This window comes from Bacillus sp. FSL W7-1354 (genome assembly GCF_038002405.1).
Lineage (GTDB): Bacteria > Bacillota > Bacilli > Bacillales > Bacillaceae > Bacillus > Bacillus paralicheniformis.
The window spans coordinates 2,499,333-2,515,590 of sequence record NZ_JBBOCL010000001.1; the positions used below are offsets into that span (position 1 = coordinate 2,499,333).

General features: G+C 46.0%; 17 protein-coding genes. 10 read left to right on the top strand and 7 right to left on the bottom strand.

The genetic code is table 11. The features are described from left to right. Window positions 1-41 precede the first annotated feature (41 nt). The 3 genes from MKZ04_RS12830 to MKZ04_RS12840 all read left to right on the top strand — a co-directional run bounded on the left by MKZ04_RS12830 (window position 42) and on the right by MKZ04_RS12840 (window position 2,994). Entirely contained in the window at window positions 42-884 is an 843-nt protein-coding gene (locus MKZ04_RS12830) for an oxidoreductase (RefSeq protein ID WP_101561492.1), read from the top strand. Window positions 885-977: 93 nt separating this feature from the next. After that, a complete protein-coding gene (locus tag MKZ04_RS12835) occupies window positions 978-1,442 on the top strand; it encodes a Dps family protein (protein WP_020452896.1) in 465 nt (154 codons plus the stop codon). A 121-nt stretch (window positions 1,443-1,563) separates the two neighbouring features. Continuing rightward, a complete protein-coding gene (locus MKZ04_RS12840) occupies window positions 1,564-2,994 on the top strand; it encodes an IS1182 family transposase (protein ID WP_079289155.1) in 1,431 nt (476 codons plus the stop codon). Between the two features lie 27 nt (window positions 2,995-3,021). On the opposite strand, the gene MKZ04_RS12845 is transcribed toward MKZ04_RS12840, so the two are convergent. Then, entirely contained in the window at window positions 3,022-4,392 is a 1,371-nt protein-coding gene (locus tag MKZ04_RS12845) for a S1C family serine protease (protein ID WP_095292314.1), read from the bottom strand. Between the two features lie 238 nt (window positions 4,393-4,630). Between MKZ04_RS12845 and MKZ04_RS12850 the strand changes: the two genes are divergently transcribed. Further along, on the top strand, window positions 4,631-5,305 hold the full coding sequence (locus MKZ04_RS12850; RefSeq protein WP_023856226.1) for a response regulator transcription factor: 675 nt from the start codon (window positions 4,631-4,633) through the stop codon (window positions 5,303-5,305). Further along, window positions 5,302-6,648 carry a sensor histidine kinase gene (locus tag MKZ04_RS12855; RefSeq protein WP_026580088.1) on the top strand — a complete coding sequence of 449 codons (1,347 nt, stop codon included), beginning with the start codon at window positions 5,302-5,304 and terminating at the stop codon, window positions 6,646-6,648. The genes MKZ04_RS12850 and MKZ04_RS12855 overlap by 4 nt, the downstream gene beginning before the upstream one ends. A gap of 23 nt (window positions 6,649-6,671) precedes the next feature. Here the strand turns inward: MKZ04_RS12855 and spxO are convergent, their stop codons facing one another. Further along, the gene (gene spxO, locus MKZ04_RS12860) at window positions 6,672-6,836 is read right to left on the bottom strand and encodes an anti-adapter protein SpxO (protein ID WP_023856228.1); all 165 of its coding nucleotides are present in this window, start codon (window positions 6,834-6,836) and stop codon (window positions 6,672-6,674) included. 187 nt (window positions 6,837-7,023) lie between these two features. Here spxO and MKZ04_RS12865 point away from each other — a divergent pair, with 187 nt between their 5' ends. Beyond that, the gene (locus MKZ04_RS12865) at window positions 7,024-7,908 is read left to right on the top strand and encodes a TetR/AcrR family transcriptional regulator (protein WP_101561491.1); all 885 of its coding nucleotides are present in this window, start codon (window positions 7,024-7,026) and stop codon (window positions 7,906-7,908) included. Between the two features lie 45 nt (window positions 7,909-7,953). Here MKZ04_RS12865 and fumC read toward each other — a convergent pair whose 3' ends face one another. After that, window positions 7,954-9,342, bottom strand: a complete 1,389-nt coding sequence (gene fumC / locus MKZ04_RS12870) for a class II fumarate hydratase (protein WP_095292311.1) — start codon at window positions 9,340-9,342, stop codon at window positions 7,954-7,956. 83 nt (window positions 9,343-9,425) lie between these two features. Beyond that, entirely contained in the window at window positions 9,426-9,593 is a 168-nt protein-coding gene (locus MKZ04_RS12875) for a YvzF family protein (RefSeq protein ID WP_341046068.1), read from the bottom strand. A gap of 125 nt (window positions 9,594-9,718) precedes the next feature. Between MKZ04_RS12875 and MKZ04_RS12880 the strand changes: the two genes are divergently transcribed. The 4 genes from MKZ04_RS12880 to MKZ04_RS12895 are packed head-to-tail and all read left to right on the top strand — an operon-like array spanning window position 9,719 to window position 13,775. Beyond that, a complete protein-coding gene (locus MKZ04_RS12880; protein WP_341046070.1) occupies window positions 9,719-11,161 on the top strand; it encodes a spore germination protein in 1,443 nt (480 codons plus the stop codon). After that, window positions 11,130-12,230 (top strand): endospore germination permease, encoded by a 1,101-nt coding sequence (locus tag MKZ04_RS12885; protein WP_026580091.1) that lies wholly within the window; start codon window positions 11,130-11,132, stop codon window positions 12,228-12,230. The genes MKZ04_RS12880 and MKZ04_RS12885 overlap by 32 nt, the downstream gene beginning before the upstream one ends. Then, window positions 12,227-13,348, top strand: coding sequence for a Ger(x)C family spore germination protein (locus MKZ04_RS12890; protein WP_026580092.1), 1,122 nt, complete (start codon window positions 12,227-12,229; stop codon window positions 13,346-13,348). The genes MKZ04_RS12885 and MKZ04_RS12890 overlap by 4 nt, the downstream gene beginning before the upstream one ends. A 43-nt stretch (window positions 13,349-13,391) precedes the next feature. Further along, window positions 13,392-13,775: a hypothetical protein gene (locus MKZ04_RS12895; protein WP_130569244.1), complete on the top strand. Its 384-nt coding sequence runs from the start codon at window positions 13,392-13,394 to the stop codon at window positions 13,773-13,775. 36 nt (window positions 13,776-13,811) lie between these two features. Here MKZ04_RS12895 and MKZ04_RS12900 read toward each other — a convergent pair whose 3' ends face one another. Genes MKZ04_RS12900 through liaF form a run of 3 tightly spaced genes read right to left on the bottom strand, consistent with a single transcriptional unit; the run spans window position 13,812 to window position 16,243 of the window. Continuing rightward, complete coding sequence (locus MKZ04_RS12900; RefSeq protein ID WP_130569245.1) at window positions 13,812-14,447, bottom strand: response regulator; 636 nt, start codon at window positions 14,445-14,447, stop codon at window positions 13,812-13,814. Between the two features lie 3 nt (window positions 14,448-14,450). Continuing rightward, on the bottom strand, window positions 14,451-15,515 hold the full coding sequence (liaS, locus tag MKZ04_RS12905) for a two-component system sensor histidine kinase LiaS (protein ID WP_095292302.1): 1,065 nt from the start codon (window positions 15,513-15,515) through the stop codon (window positions 14,451-14,453). Continuing rightward, window positions 15,512-16,243, bottom strand: coding sequence for a cell wall-active antibiotics response protein LiaF (liaF, locus tag MKZ04_RS12910; protein ID WP_130569246.1), 732 nt, complete (start codon window positions 16,241-16,243; stop codon window positions 15,512-15,514). The genes liaS and liaF overlap by 4 nt, the downstream gene beginning before the upstream one ends. Window positions 16,244-16,258: the final 15 nt, after the last annotated feature.

The window sequence follows — 16,258 nt, forward strand, 5'->3', positions numbered from 1 at the left end:
TTTTTTGTCAACAAGCCAAAATTTTGAATGGAGGAAACTCATTGAATAATAAAATCGCCATCGTAACAGGCGCGACGAGCGGATTTGGTTTATTGACCGCTTTAAAACTCGCCGGCACTCATTTCGTCATCGCAACGGCGCGCCATCCCGAAAAAGCGGAAGCTTTACGGAACCGCATAGCGGAGCTTTCGATCGATTCATCGATTGCCGTCACTGAACTAGATGTCACAAACGAACAATCGATTTCAACATTTACCGAAGAGCTGAAACCGTACGGACAGATAGACGTTCTCGTCAATAATGCAGGAACGGCATACGGCGGATTTACTGAAGAGCTTTCTCTTGACGACTACAGAAAACAGTATGAGACAAATGTTTTCGGCCTGATGGCCGTAACGAAAGCGGTCCTTCCTTATATGAAGAAACACAGCGGCGCCAAAATCATTAATCTGAGCAGTATCAGCGGACAGATCGCTTTCCCCGCTTTCTCGGCATATGCTTCATCAAAGCATGCGGTTGAAGGCTTTTCAGAAAGCCTCCGCCTCGAACTCCGCCCATTCGGAATCGATGTGGCCGTCGTCCAGCCGGGATCGTATCAGACGGCGATTTGGGAGACATCATTTGCCGCCCAGGTCACTGCACCTGAAGCCGAATCACGGTACAGTACATATTTTGAGCGAATCTCCGCCTACATTGCGGCGAACCGCCAACATTACGGAAACCCTGATGATGTGGCTGAACTGATTTGCCGCCTCGCTGTAAAAAAGCGGCTGAACAGGCTGCGCTATCCGATCGGCAGGGGCGTCCGCCTCATGATCCTCCTCCACAGCGCCCTGCCATGGAGGATTTGGGAACGCGCGGTCATTAAAAATTTGTTTAAATAAGGTTATTTAAAATAATTATAATTTAGTATTGATTTTAATATTATATTTGTTATAATATAATTAACAAATGAAAACACGAGGAGGAAATATCACATGATCTCTCAACAATTAAAACAGCAAAATCCTGTACTTGAAAACTCAATGAATACGAATTTGTCCAACTGGTTCATTCTCTACACGAAGCTTCACCGTTTTCACTGGTATGTAAAAGGGCCGCAGTTCTTTACCCTTCATGAAAAATTCGAAGAGCTTTACAACCATGCCGCAGAAACAGCAGATGTGGTCGCGGAACGCTTGCTGGCCATCGGCGGACAGCCGCTTGCCACAATGAAAGAATACCTTGACCACGGCACAATCGAGGAAAACGGATCCGAAAAAACGGCCGAAGAAATGGTTTCCGCACTTGTCAGCGATTACCGTCAAATCCGCGATGAAATTCAGCATACCATAGAACTGGCGGAAGAAAAATCAGACCATTCTACCGCTGACCTTTATATCGCCCTGACAGAGGAAATTGATAAGCAAATTTGGATGCTTAGTTCATTTTTGGACAAGTAATATGAAAAAGCCATGGCAGACGCCATGGCTTCAGCTTGTCGACAAAGCCACAAAAAGTGGCTTGATCGACAAGCTTTTTTTGTTAAAATGTGAGTGAAATCTAGTTTTTGGAGGTTTTGCCATGTTGTCTAAGCACTCTAAAGATCAGCGCGAACAGCTTGAAGTCTTTGCCTTAAGTGAACTTGTCCCGGAAGACCATCTGGTCAGGAAAATAGAAGAAGCCATGGACTTTTCTTTTATTTATGAAAAAGTTGCTCCCCTTTATTCTTCAAAAGGGCGCCCAAGCATTGATCCCGTTGTATTGATCAAAATGGTTCTGATTCAGTACGTGTTTGGCCACCGCTCGATGCGCGAAACCATTAAACGGATCGAAACCGATGTCGCTTATCGCTGGTTTATTGGATATGGATTTTCTGAAAAAATCCCTCATTTTTCAACCTTCAGTAAAAACTATGAGCGCCGTTTTCATGATACGGACCTATTTGAAACAATCTTCTATAAAATCTTGCGTCAGGCCATGGATCTCGGTCTTGTCGACCCGTCGGTCGCCTTTATCGATGGAACCCATGTCAAAGCCAATGCGAATAAGAAAAAGTTTGTGAAGAAGATTGTGAGAAAAGAAACAAGAGCTTATCAGGAACAATTAGATCGAGAAATTAATGCCGATCGCGAAGCCAACGGCAAAAAGCCCTTAAAGCCCAGGCAATGCTCAGAAGAACGGGAAATAAAAGAAAGTACGACAGATCCTGAGAGCGGTTATTTTGTAAAAGGTGAACGGGAACGTCTTTTTGCTTATGGTTTTCATACAGCTTGTGACCGGAATGGATTTGTGCTGGGGGCGGTTGTTGAGCCTGCCAATATTCATGACAGCCAAGTGTTCACGACCCTGTTTCAACAGGTGAAAGAGCACGTCGCTAAGCCTCATACAGTCGCAGTTGATGCCGGATATAAAACGCCGTTTATCGCAAAGTTTCTAAGTGATCAAAATGTCCGTCCCGTCATGCCTTACACTCGACCACAAACTAAAAAAGGGTTCATGAGAAAACATGAATATGTATACGATGAATATTACGATGCTTATATTTGCCCTGACGATCACGTTCTGACATATCGCACAACCAACCGTGAAGGCTATCGGATTTATGCATCAGATCCAAACCGATGTGAACACTGTTCTTTTCTGAAGCAATGTACGGAAAGTCGAAATCATCGAAAGATGATTCACAGGCATCTCTGGCAGGATCATTTGGATGAAGCCGACCATCTTCGCCACACGGATGAGAATAGGCGAATCTACGCCAAACGCAAAGAAACGATCGAACGAGTTTTTGCGGATTTAAAACACAAGCATGGCCTGCGCTGGACAACCCTGCGGGGAAAGAAAAAATTGTCCATGCAGGCGATGCTTGTTTTCGCTGCCATGAATCTCAAAAAGCTGGCGAATTGGACCTGGAAAGGGCCTGATCGTCAGCATTCTCATCGAAAAAACAGAATAAATTGGACAAAAATAGGTCGGATTATAAAAATCCGACCTATTTTGTCAACAGTCTGAAGCCATGGCAGACGCCATGGCTTTTATTTATGATTTGCTTTTCGCAAGCTTTGCTTTCATTGTTGTTTGCTTTCCGTTTCTCAGCACCTCAAATGTGACGGTATCTCCTGCTTTTGCTTCAGTATAAAGAATTTTTCTGAGATCTGAAGTGGTTTCGACGTTTTTGCCGTTCATTTTGGTGATGACGTCGCCGGCTTTCATGCCAGCATCAGCCGCAGGCGATTTCGGCGATACTTTATCGACGTACACGCCTTTATTGAGCTGGTCTCCGAAAAGGCCAAGCGTATTTTGCTGATACTGTTCCGGCACCTGCTGCATATCGATCATTTGCACACCCAGGAAAGGCCGCTCCACTTTTCCTTTTTGCAAAAGCTCGTCAACGATCGGCTGAACATCATTGCTCGGAATCGCGAAACCAAGTGATTCAACACCGCTTTGGCTGATCTTCAGGCTGTTGATGCCGATGACCTGCCCGCTGCTATTAATCAGAGGGCCGCCGCTGTTTCCAGGGTTGATCGCCGCATCTGTCTGAAGGACGTTCATATCCCAATTCCCTTCAGATGTGGAGACTTCAATTGTCCGGTTGACACCGCTGATGATACCTTCTGTAACCGTTCTTGAAAATTGAAGGCCGAGAGGGTTCCCGATCGCGATTACTTTTTCACCGGCGCGAAGTTTTGCGGAATCTCCGAAACTTGCAACCTTATCAACGCCTTTGCTGCTGATCTCTAAAACAGCCAGATCAGTCAAAGCGTCACTGCCGATAATCTTGGCATCCGCTGTCTTACCGTTGTATAAGGAGATGGTTACCTTCGAAGCGCCTTCAACGACATGGTTGTTTGTAATAATGTAGGCCTTGCCGCCGTCTTTCTTAAAGACGACGCCTGATCCCGTGCCGCTTTCCTCCACGTCGTCCTCAGAGAAGCCGAAGCTCGTTTGAATATTTGAAACGCCGACGATCGCAGGCTCCAAATCTTCCACCATATCAGGCACGTTATCTGCGTTTGTGACAGGTTTTGTGTTGAAATTCTGCGACTGCTTTGGCTCTGTCTGTTCGGTTCCGGCGGTTTCGCTCGGATGATCGCCCGGAAGATACGGAGAGATTCCAAGCACTAAACCGCCCCCGATGATGCCGCCCAAAATCGGGCTCAGCCACGAAGCCTTACGCCGCTTTTCTTTTGCCGCTCTCGTTTCCTTGGCATCTTCCAGGGCTGCAGCGGTTTCTTTATTCGTAAGATCTGACTGATCGTCTGTATCTTTCTTTAAAATCAGCTCGGGCTCCTTTGCCGGCTGTTCTGACTGCTGCTCCTCAGAACCTGCCGTTTGCGGCGTCTGCGCTTCTTCGCGAAGCTGCTCTTCATTTGCATGTTTTTGTTCGTCATCGCGTCTAAAATCCATAAGCGTACACTTCCTTTATTTTTCTTGTCTTCAACTATCGCAAATGGCATAAAAGCTTTAACATCCACAAAAAAAGAGACCCGGCCGTCGTTCACTCTGTTTTCATTCCCTTTCTTCCCTGATGAGTATGTTACGAAAACATTGTGGGATAAAAATGAAAAGAATATGTGAAATTATGAAAATTGACCAGACTTATGTTAAAACTAGTATAATGACGTAGAAAGGATGTGAACCGCCCTTGTCATACTCCATTTATCTAGTTGAAGATGAAGAGAATTTAAATGAATTGCTGACAAAATACTTAGAGAGTGAAGGCTGGCACGTCACTTCTTTTCTAAACGGTGAAAGTGCCAGGCAAAAAATAGGCCAGTCACCTCATTTATGGATTCTCGATATCATGTTACCAGATATCGACGGGTATACGCTAATAAAAGAAATAAAAAATCATGATCCGGAAGTCCCCGTCATTTTTATTTCTGCACGCGATGCCGATATTGACAGAGTGCTGGGGCTTGAGCTGGGCAGCAGCGACTATATATCTAAGCCGTTTCTCCCCAGGGAACTGATCATCCGCGTACAAAAGCTGCTCAAGCTGATATATAAAGAAGAACCGGGAGAAATGAAGAAAGGAACGCCGGTTTCCTGCTATGAAGTCTATGAAGACTTGAGAGAAGTCTATGAAAATGGCAGCATGATCAATTTGACGTCAAAGGAATTTGATCTTCTGCTTCTATTTATAAACAACAAAGGCCGCGCCTTTTCAAGGGAGGATATCCTCACCAGCGTCTGGGGAGACGATTACTTCGGAACCGACCGCGTCGTTGACGATCTTGTCAGAAGGCTGCGCAAGAAAATGCCCGAACTGAAAGTGGAAACCATCTACGGGTTCGGCTACAGGATGTTGAAATCATGAAGAACAGGTCGCTCGCCTTTCAAATTTGGAGTGTCATTTGCGGCATCCTGTTAACGGTCTCGATTTTGCTGACGTTTTTATTCTCGACAACACTGCAGAACTTTTTTACTGACGAAATTTATACGAACATTGAAAATGAGCAGCATGTTCTCACAGAATACGGATTTTCCGATTCACCGGAAAGAGGCTTCGGCGGAAGCAGCGGCTCACGAAGCACAAACCGCCACGTTCAGCACGTCCTGCTGCCTGAGAGAGGAACCGTCTACCAAAGCCCGCAGATTCTCCCTGATTCATTTATCGAGAAGGTTCAGAAGCTCGGCAAAAGACAGGACGAGTCCTCAAAAAGGTATTCGGAGAATGTCAACGGAGAGCACATTTTCTTTGTGCTCAAAAAAATCCAGACCCAGGACCAGACGTTTCTGCTATTGTCCTATGCGCTTGATTCATACAGGGACGATTTGTCCCATACGCTGTTTAAGCAGCTGCTGTTTATTTTGATTGTCGTCATTTTGCTGAGCTGGATTCCTTCCATCTGGCTGGCGAAATATTTATCAAGACCGCTCGTCACGCTTGAAAAACACGTCAAACAAATCTCTAAACAGGACTGGGATGATCCCGTGATTGTCGACAGGGAAGACGAAATCGGCAAGCTCGGGCACACCATTGAGGACATGCGGCAAAAGCTCATCCAGAAAGATGAGACAGAACGCACGCTCCTGCAAAACATCTCCCACGATCTGAAAACGCCGGTCATGGTCATCCGCGGGTATACCCAGTCGATCAAAGACGGCATCTACCCTAAAGGAGATTTGGAAAACACGATTGAAGTCATTGAAGGCGAAGCTGAAAAACTTGAAAAGAAAATCAAGGATCTTCTTTATCTGACAAAGCTTGATTATTTGCTGAGACAAGAAAGACAGTACGGAACTTTTGATATACAAGAGGTCATTAAAGAAGTTGTTGAACGCTTGAAATGGTCCAAAAAAGAATTGAACTGGAAGATTGATCTTGAAGAGGAAACAATGTTGACGGGCGATCAAGAACAATGGAGCAAGCTGTTGGAAAACGTTCTTGAAAACCAGATCCGCTATGCGGAGACATGCATTGAAATCAGCGTCAGGTCGACGAAAAAACATACGTTGATCACCATTAAAAATGACGGACCACACATTGAAGAAGAGATGCTTTCCAGCCTGTATGAGCCTTTTAATAAAGGGAAGAAAGGCGAATTCGGCATTGGACTCAGCATCGTTAAACGAATCTTGACGCTCCACCATGCTGACATGACCATTCGGAATGATCAAACCGGTGTGTGCTACTCAATATCCGTTCCGCGAAATTAGACTGTAGACGCTGCAGTCTTTTTTCATATAAACGAATAGCCGTTGAAATCCCGATAGCTGGGCTTCATCGTGTTTTTCGGCTTTTTCATCCATTTCTTTTCGCACAGGACATGCTTTGGATATTTGACTTTGTCCACCTTAATTCCCCTGCTGCGCAGACGCCTGATCATATCATCGATTTCTTTCATCAACCTTCACCCTTTCTCCACAAATTTTGACCACTCGGTCACCTTACTTTATAATATAAATAATATCAAACAAAAAAACAAGTTACAATCTAGTTAAAAATATAACGGAGCAGAAAAAGTGACCCGCCAGTCACCACGGTCCGCCGAAAGCCGCTTTCGGGTTCGATCTTTCAGGAAGGTGAAAGCAATGAAACAAAAAGAGAAAGTCATTATTGAAACAGCCATCAAACTTTTCGCAAAAAAAGGATACAGCTCTACTTCAGTTCAGGAGATTGCAAAAGAGTGCCAAATGTCAAAAGGCGCTTTCTACATTTATTTTAAATCAAAGGAAGCGCTCCTCCTTTCAGTCCTTCACTACTACTATGAAAGAATCTTTACCCGAATTCAGAAAATCAAAACGGAGCATGACCATCCGCGCGATGTGTACCGGATGCAGCTCGTCGTTTTTTTCGAAAACATTTTGGAGCACAAAGAGTTTATCACGATGCAGTTTAATGAGCGGTCAATGCCGATCAATGACGAAATTGAAGCGTTCGCGAAAAAAATGCGGAGAACCACGCTCAGGCTGCACATCGAAAACATCCAGAACATTTACGGCAAAGACATTGAACCGTACAGCGCCGAACTGTGCTTTATGATCAACGGAATGAGCGATGTCTATCTTGAGCTGATGATTTTGCTGCACCATTCGTTCGACCTGCAGTCTCTCGCCGACCACATGCTGAACCGCCTCGACGATTTGGCAAAGGGGATGATCAAGCGCAATGATCAGCCGCTGATTTCATTCGAAAAAGCAGACGAGTGGTTCGGCCCCTTTTACACATTTGATCCGCTGAAGGACGCCCTCCTCAATGAAATGCGGATCAAAGCGAACAAGCAGTACAACGGGGCTCCTCCTGCCGACCTTGCCGAAAGCCTGGATATTCTGGAAAAAGAGCTTAGAAAAGAAAAGCGCAAAAACGCCATCATCAAAGGCATGATATCCAACTTGAAGGAATATGATGCGATTCGAAAAGAAACGGACAAACTCGCTGAATTGATCAAAAAAGACATGCACCATCCGCACGGATGATTCGCAAAACAAAACCGGCTGCAATACATGCAGCCGGTTTGTTGATTATGCTTTCGGTTTCACCATTTCTTCAGGTTTTACAACTTCGTCGAACTGCTCCTCTGTTAAAAGGTTCAGTTTGAGCGCCGCTTCTTTCAGCGTCAGCCCTTCTTTATGGGCCAGCTTCGCGATTTTCGCCGCATTTTCGTATCCGATATGCGGGTTTAAAGCCGTAACCAGCATGAGAGAATTGGTCAGGTTCTTTTCAATTGTTTCCCGATTAGGCTCGATTCCCACGGCACACTTGTCATGGAATGAATTCATGCCGTCGGCAAGAAGCTGAACGGATTGCAGGAAGTTGTATATAATCACCGGTTTAAAGACGTTCAGCTCAAAGTTCCCCTGGCTCGCGGCAAAGCCGATCGTTGCGTCATTCCCCATGATTTGGGATGCGACCATTGTCAGCGCTTCGCTTTGCGTAGGGTTTACTTTTCCAGGCATGATCGAGCTTCCCGGCTCATTTTCCGGAATAATCAATTCGCCGATTCCGCAGCGCGGTCCGCTTGCAAGCCATCTGACATCATTGGCGATTTTCATGAGATCTGCTGCAAGCGCTTTAAGTGCGCCATGAACGTGTGTCAGTTCATCATGGCTTGTCAGCGCATGAAACTTATTAGGCGAGCTTTTGAATGTCTGTCCGGTCAAGGCGCTGATCTCTCCGGCAACAGTGCTTCCGAATTCAGGGTGAGCATTAATGCCTGTTCCCACGGCAGTTCCGCCGATGGCAAGATCGCGGATTTTGTCAGCCGATTCAAGGATCATCTCTTTAGAACGGTCCAGCATGTATACCCAGCCGCTGATTTCCTGTCCCAATGTCAGCGGTGTCGCGTCCTGCAAATGAGTGCGGCCGATTTTGACAATGTCTTTGAACGCTTCAGCTTTTTCATGCAGCGTGCCTCTCAAGCGGTCAATCGCCGGGATCAGTTTATCGTGAATCGCGAGGACAGCAGCCACGTGCATCGCTGTCGGGAATGTATCGTTAGAGCTTTGGCTGCGGTTGACATCATCATTCGGATGAATCTTCAGGCTTGAGCCTTTTTCCTGCAAATAAGCCGTTCCCCTGTTTGCCACGACTTCATTCATATTCATGTTGCTCTGTGTTCCGCTCCCGGTCTGCCAGACGACCAGCGGAAAATGGCTGTCATACTTTCCTTCTAAAATATCATCGCATACGGAAACAATCGCTTCCTTTTTTTCCGCTTCAAGATTGCCAAGCTTTTCATTGGCAATCGCGGCGCTTCTTTTTAGGATTGCAAACGCATACACAATTTCCTGCGGCATTTTCTCAGAACCGATTTTAAAGTTCTCCTTGCTTCTTTGGGTTTGAGCTCCCCAAAACTTATCGGCGGGAACCTTGACTTCACCCATCGTATCTTTTTCAATTCTGTAATCCACTTTCGAATCCCTTCCTTCTCTCAATCTGCAATAATCTATATTTCGATAAAAATCGATAAAACCCTTCCATTTAAATTTTATCTTTATTTTAATCTTAGCTCAATATAAACTCGGGAATCTTTTGCATATTTATATTTCGGGTTTGTCTTGCCGTATTCTTTCGATACATATGAAACCTCATAATGCTTAGAAAAAGATTGGATAATGCGTTCAATCTCTTCCGGTTTCCCCGTAAGCCTGATCTGCGCCAACTTTTCTCACTCCGTCTCTGTTCAATGAAAATTTCACCAAACACTACTGTAACACAGTATATTGTTTTTTTAACAGGAAAAGATAACCTATATCAAATTCCAGAAACACCAGGCAGGTGACGATCATGACTCAGTCGGAATTCAAGGAACACATCCATGAGAATCTCGCAATTCTTCTTCCCCATCTTGAGCACAACGATGATCTGATTCAAAACAAAAAAATGCTGAAAAACGGAATCATTTTTTACTTTTTGTACTTTAAAGATTTGAATGATGATAAGAAAATCCAAAAAGCGGCGAAATTGCTGGTCTCGGATGACAGCTCTTATTCACTGGAGGATGTCCGTCTCCGTTTAAATAAGCTGAATGCGGAACCCGTTACAAAAGAAAAAGACGCCATCAACGCGATATTCAAAGGAAAGTGCCTGCTCTTGATCAATGGCATGAATGTTATTTTTGCGCTGCCGACATCTGAGAAAAAGAAAAGAAGTCTTGGAGTCGTAGATACGGAAAACGTCGTCAGAGGCCCGAAAATCGGCTTTATCGAGGATGTCGATACAAATGTGGCCCTGGTCAGGCAGCGTGTCCCGGATCAAGAACTGACCGTGGAAAAAATACCGATCGGCAAGAACAAGTTTAAAGACGCGACCATTATCTATATCCAGGGCAAAGCGGACGATTCGGTCATTAAAGATCTAAAAAAACGCCTCAAGAAGGTTCGGCTGGATGACATTCAGGATACCGGGGTTCTTGAAGAATTAATCGAGGATAATAAGTACTCGCCGTTCCCGCAGATTCAGAACACCGAAAGGCCTGACAAGGTTTCTTCAGCGCTGTTTAATGGACGGATCGCCATCTTTGTCGATTACTCGCCATTTGCCCTGATCGTTCCCGCTTCTTTCGGAATGGTGATGCAGTCCCCGGACGATTTTTACGAGAGGTGGATCGCCGCGACCTTAATTAGATTTCTCCGGTTCAGCTCGATTTTCATCACCTTGTTCCTGTCGGCGTTTTATATTTCGCTTGTGTCTTTTCATCAAGGGATGCTGCCGACAGCACTCGCTGTTACGATTGCAAGCACGCGCGAAAATGTGCCGTTTCCGCCGCTCCTTGAAGCGATGATTATGGAAGTAACGATCGAACTCTTAAGGGAAGCAGGACTGCGGCTTCCCAATCCGCTCGGCCAGACAATCGGCCTCGTGGGAGGAGTCGTCATCGGCCAGGCGGCGGTCGAAGCCAATATCGTCAGCTCCGTGATGGTAATCATCGTCAGCATTATCGCCCTTGCGTCATTTACTGTGCCGCAGTACGGCATGGGTCTGTCGTTTCGCGTGCTGCGGTTTATTTCCATGATAGCTGCATCCGTGTTCGGACTTTACGGGATCATATTATGCATGCTCGTCATCTTCACTCATTTGGTCAGGCAAAGGAGCTTCGGCATCGCGTATTTTAACCCGAACCATTTTTTCAGCTTAAAACATACCGATGAAGCCATCATTCGTCTGCCAACAAAAGACCGGGAGGTGAACCCTGAAAATGGTTCCAAGAAATCAGCACGATCGGATTAGCACATATGAAGCCGCTTCGATCATTACGAGCACAATGCTCGGGGCAGGCCTGCTAACGCTGCCGAGGGCGCTGACGCAAAAGACGCTGTCGCCAGATGGATGGATCGTATTGATCGTAGAGGGGCTCGTCTTTTTTCTCATTATCTACATCAATGCCAAAATCGTTAAAAAGCACAACGTCCTGTCTTTTTTTGATTACACAAGAGAAGGCTGCGGCTTTATGATCGGGAATATTCTCAACCTTTTAATCGTTTTATACTTCATGGGCGTGGCCAGCTTTGAAGCAAGGGCAATGGCTGAAATGGCAAAGTTTTTCCTTCTTCAGTTCACACCGATGGGCGTGACAATTTTTGCTTTTATCGTTTGTGCAATTTATTTGGTCATCGGCGGTATCAGCGATATGTCCAAGCTATTTCCGTTCTTTCTGTCCATTACGATCGTCGTTCTTCTCATCGTTTACGGACTGAGCATGAATATGTTTCAGCTGAACCATTTGCGTCCGGTTCTCGGCCTTGGATTGGAGCCGGTCAGCAGAGCTTTGACGGTGGTTTCCATTTCATTTTTAGGGGTGGAGCTGATGATGTTTCTGCCGAAATACATTAAAAACAAAGAAAAGCTCTTTAAAGCATCCGCGATCGGATTTGGGATCCCGCTCTTCTTATATATTCTCACCTTCACGGTCGTTGTCGGGGCGCTGACAGCGACTGAGGTTATGACAATGACATGGCCGACGATCTCGTTATTTCAGTCTTTTGAGATAAGAGGGATTTTCATCGAAAGGTTCGAATCTTTTTTGCTCGTCATTTGGACGATCCAGTTTTTCACAACATTTGTCGTCTATACGTACTTTGCCGCCTCAGGACTTGAAAACGTATTCGGATGGCCTGTGAAAAAAAACGTCCTCTTTGTCGGCGCCATTGTTTATCTGGCATCTCTTGTTCCGCGGGACGCCAACCAGGTCAGCGCCTTCAGCGATTACCTCGGGTATATCTTTATCGTTGTCTTCTGTGCGCTCCCGCTGCTGATCTTTTTGCTCGTGTCCGTCAAAAGGAGGTTTACGTCTTCGTGAAAAAAAAGGGAATGTTAGCAGTCTTGTCCCTGCTTCTCCTTTTAACAGGCTGCTGGGACAGCAGGCAGATTGAAAAACTCAGCATCGCCATCGGCCTTGCCCTCGATAAAGGTGAGGATGATAAAAAGGTGAAATTGACGTATCAGTTTCTCGTTCCTAAAAAGATCGGACAAGACGGCAGCGCTCAGGATCCGACCAAAGTGGTGTCCACTTCTGGAAATACGGTTCATCAAACCATCCGTTCCACCGCTTTGAAAAATTTCCCGGTATTCTCGCAGCATCTGCAAGTCCTGATTTTCTCGGAGGATCTTGTATCCGATATTTCTCTGGAAGCGTTGATCAATCAGTTTATCCGGGACAACAGCATCAGAAGGAGCAGTGAGGTCTATATGACGCCCGGGGCGGCCGGCAGCATTTTGAAGATTGATGATGCCGGAGATCCCGCGTCTGACGTGATCCACAACATCTCTGAAAACAGAGCATCAACGATCAAGCTGCTCGATCCTGTTACATTGGGCGACATTTCAATCAAATTGCAGTCCGATTTGTCTTTTATCATGCCGAAGGTTGTCGTCGAAAAGGGGCAGCTGCAGCTTGAAGGAGGCGCCGTGATCAAAAACAACAAATATCATGCAAACCTTTCGCCTCCTCAGATCGAAGCGCTGAATTTATTAACGGGCCATGTAAACGGAGGGGTGATCGACTCAAAGCATGATGGCCATTTATTCTCGTATGAAGTGTTTTCGATGACACACCGCGTTCGGGCGATGAGGCAGAACGGAAAGTACAAATTTGTCATCAATGCCAATATTAAAGGAAGGCTGTCAGAAGACTGGTATCTTGGGGAGGATTCTTTTAATGATCAATACATTAAAAATATTGAGAAATCGGTTCAAAGAGACATCGAAAAGCGGGTTGAACGTCTGATCCATGTCCTGCAGCACGAAATCAAAACGGACGTCACCGATCTTTCCGACAATGCCCGAATCACTTTTCCGAAGGAATGGGAAAGAGACAGATCCAATTGGGATAAACACTTCAGCGAAGCCGATATCGACTTTCACATTAAAGCGACAATTCAGGACTTTGGGACAAAAGGTGCGACAAAAAGCAGCTAGCGGCCCGTTTTTCTGATAAAATGTGTGTGAAAGGGTGATGAGCTTGAAGCGGATATTGCACATGACAGGCATTTTTTTGATTGCAGCGGCCGTCATTTTGTCCGGATTCATTATCAGCGATGTCGCTTATGATCCGTTTATGGAGGATTCGCAGTCGATGCTTTTCTTTACGATCGGCACATACCTCACCACTCCGTTTTTTTGCTTCATCGGCGGATTCATTTTGCTAGGCATCGGCAAATTGATCGACTTGCAGGAGAAGCACAATGCCATAGTAACCGAGCGGCTCGGCATCATTTGCCAAAACGGCACAGCGGGCGAACATGCACGCGAGGAAAACGAGACCGCCCAACTTACCGCCCGCACGGTTGAAACAGATTCATTCACTCTTCCTGCAGATGAGGACCGAAAATATTGGAACGGCTGAAAAACGGCTTTCTTGAGAAAGCTGTTTTTTGTTTTGTCAGTCGACAAGTTTATTTCGGTGGGCGTAGACTGCGGCTTGTGTCCGGTCGTCGACTTCAAGCTTGGAAAGGATGTTTGTCACATGCGTTTTAACTGTTTTAATGGTGATAAATAATTCTTCGGCAATATCTTTGTTCGTTTTGCCTTCTGCTACATGCTTGAGAATTTCCAATTCTCTCGCTGTCAGCGATTGATGAAGGGGCTGTTCGCCGGCTGAATGTCTCAGCTTGGACAACACTTTTCCTGCGACTTTGGCTTCAAGCTTTGGTTCTCCAACGCTCGCAGCCCTGATCGCATCGGCGATTTCACTCGCTTTCGACGTTTTCAGCAAATAGCTGAGCGCTCCGGCTTCGATGACCGGATAGACCTTGTCATCATCAATGAAGCTCGTCAGAACGATAATTTTCGGATCGGCAAGCTGCCGGCAAATTTCTTTCGTGGCCTCAATTCCGTCCATCCCTTCCATCACAAGATCCATCAAAATCACGTCGGGTTTGGTTTCAAGTGCCAATTCAACGCCGCGCTTCCCGTCTGATGCTTCTCCAATCACTTCAATATCAGGCTGGGATTCCAGGAAAGCGGCCAGCCCCATTCTCACCATTTCATGATCATCAATTAACAATACTCGAATCACCTTTTAAGCCTCTCCTTTTTGTTGTTCAAAAATCGGAACCTTTACATCAACCTGTGTTCCTTTTCCCGTAAATGAAATGATTTCGGCCACTCCGCCGACTTCACTGGCCCTTTCCTTGATCGAGTTCAGCCCGTATGAAGATGTTTTGACGGCGTCCATCATAAATCCTTCACCGTTGTCAATGACTTTCAACTGGAGCTGCTTGTTCCTGAGCAGCAGTCTGACGGTGACTTTTGTCGCTTTTGAATGCCGGAACACGTTTGAGAGCGCTTCTTGAACGATCCTGAACAGGTGGTCTTCCACACCTTTCGGAAGTTTGCCTGCATCCTCGATCTCCCAATCGATGTCGATCGACTGTTTCGCTTTAAATTCTTTCAAAAGATCTGCAAGCCCTTCTTTTAAACCTTTCCCTTCAAGGGTAACAGGTCGTAAATGCAAAAGCAGCGCCCTCATTTCATTCTGGGCGTCGGCCGCCATTTTTTCGACCATTTTCAGCCTTTGAGCGAGCTTTTCGTCAGCGGCAGCATCGATCCCCTCCAATACCGCCGAAGTCATCATGGAAATCGCAAACAGCTGCTGGCTCACCGCATCATGCAATTCGCGCGCAAGACGCTGCCGCTCTTCAGAGATCACCGATTTTTTCATTTGATCCTGCCATTCCGCTCTCTCGTTGGACAGCTTTTGCAAAGAGGCGACCTGTCTTTCGATCCGTTTGGCCATCTCATTGAGCTGGTCGGCGGCCAGTCCGATCTCATCGTCTCCAAGCGACGGAATCCGGTAGGCAAAGTTGCCGTTTTCGTACTTTAGAATGGATTCGATCAGCTTTTCAAGCCGTTTTTTCAGCTGATTGCCGAACATATAACCTGAGCCGAATCCGACAGCTGCGCTGATCAATGCGAGAAGCGCGATAAAAGGAATCCCGAACCACCTGGAAACGATAAGCACCCTCGGATCCAGCTGGTAGTAAAACAGCATAAAGCCCAATACAGCAAGAAAAATCGTAAAGCTGACACCTAGGGATAAGCGGACGGCGCGCCATTGAATGTTTGCAAGCCTGTTCGTTCTCATATGAACCGCACATCCACATCGCCGATAAACAGCGAAATCGAAATTTTGACCCGTCGTGCCGACTGCTCGTAATTCTCTGTCTCGGTATAGATTTGATTGCCGATGCCGCTTTTTCGGCCGCCGATAACGTCAATGTCTCCAATGAACGCAGAGGAGCTGATGGACACTTCAAGGTCGGACGGGATGTAAATATCGACATCTCCGATCAACCCCGTGATGACGATGGTGTTTTCTCCCTCTGAAATAATCGCTTTTGACAAATCGATTTTCACGTCACCGATAAACCCGGAGATATTCAAGTCATTTAAGTCAAAAGGTGTTTTCATCAATTTTACATCACCGAAAAAAAAGCTGCGCTGTCCCGGGCTGTTCTTCTCCTGAAGCGGCTTGGAATCCGTCTTTTCCTTCTCCCTGCCTTTCGGCTTATGGCGATCAAATACCGGCTGATTTGTCACCAGCCGGTACCCCGCATAAATTAAGAATGCGGCAAAGAAGAAGCCGAACAGGCTGAATGTAATGCTGAAGATGTCCTTCAGCAGCAGAAAGCCCGCAAAGATATACATGACAGACCCGAGCCAGCGGCGGGAATATTTATGGAGAAAATAACCGGCAAAAAGAAAAGCGAGCGGCCAGAATAACGCGTCTCCAAGCCCGCTGTTTTGCAAAAATATGCTGATTCCGAAGAGTACGATGATCAGTCCGATCAGCTGGTTTTTAGTAAGTCGCATGCTGACTCGAGCCCC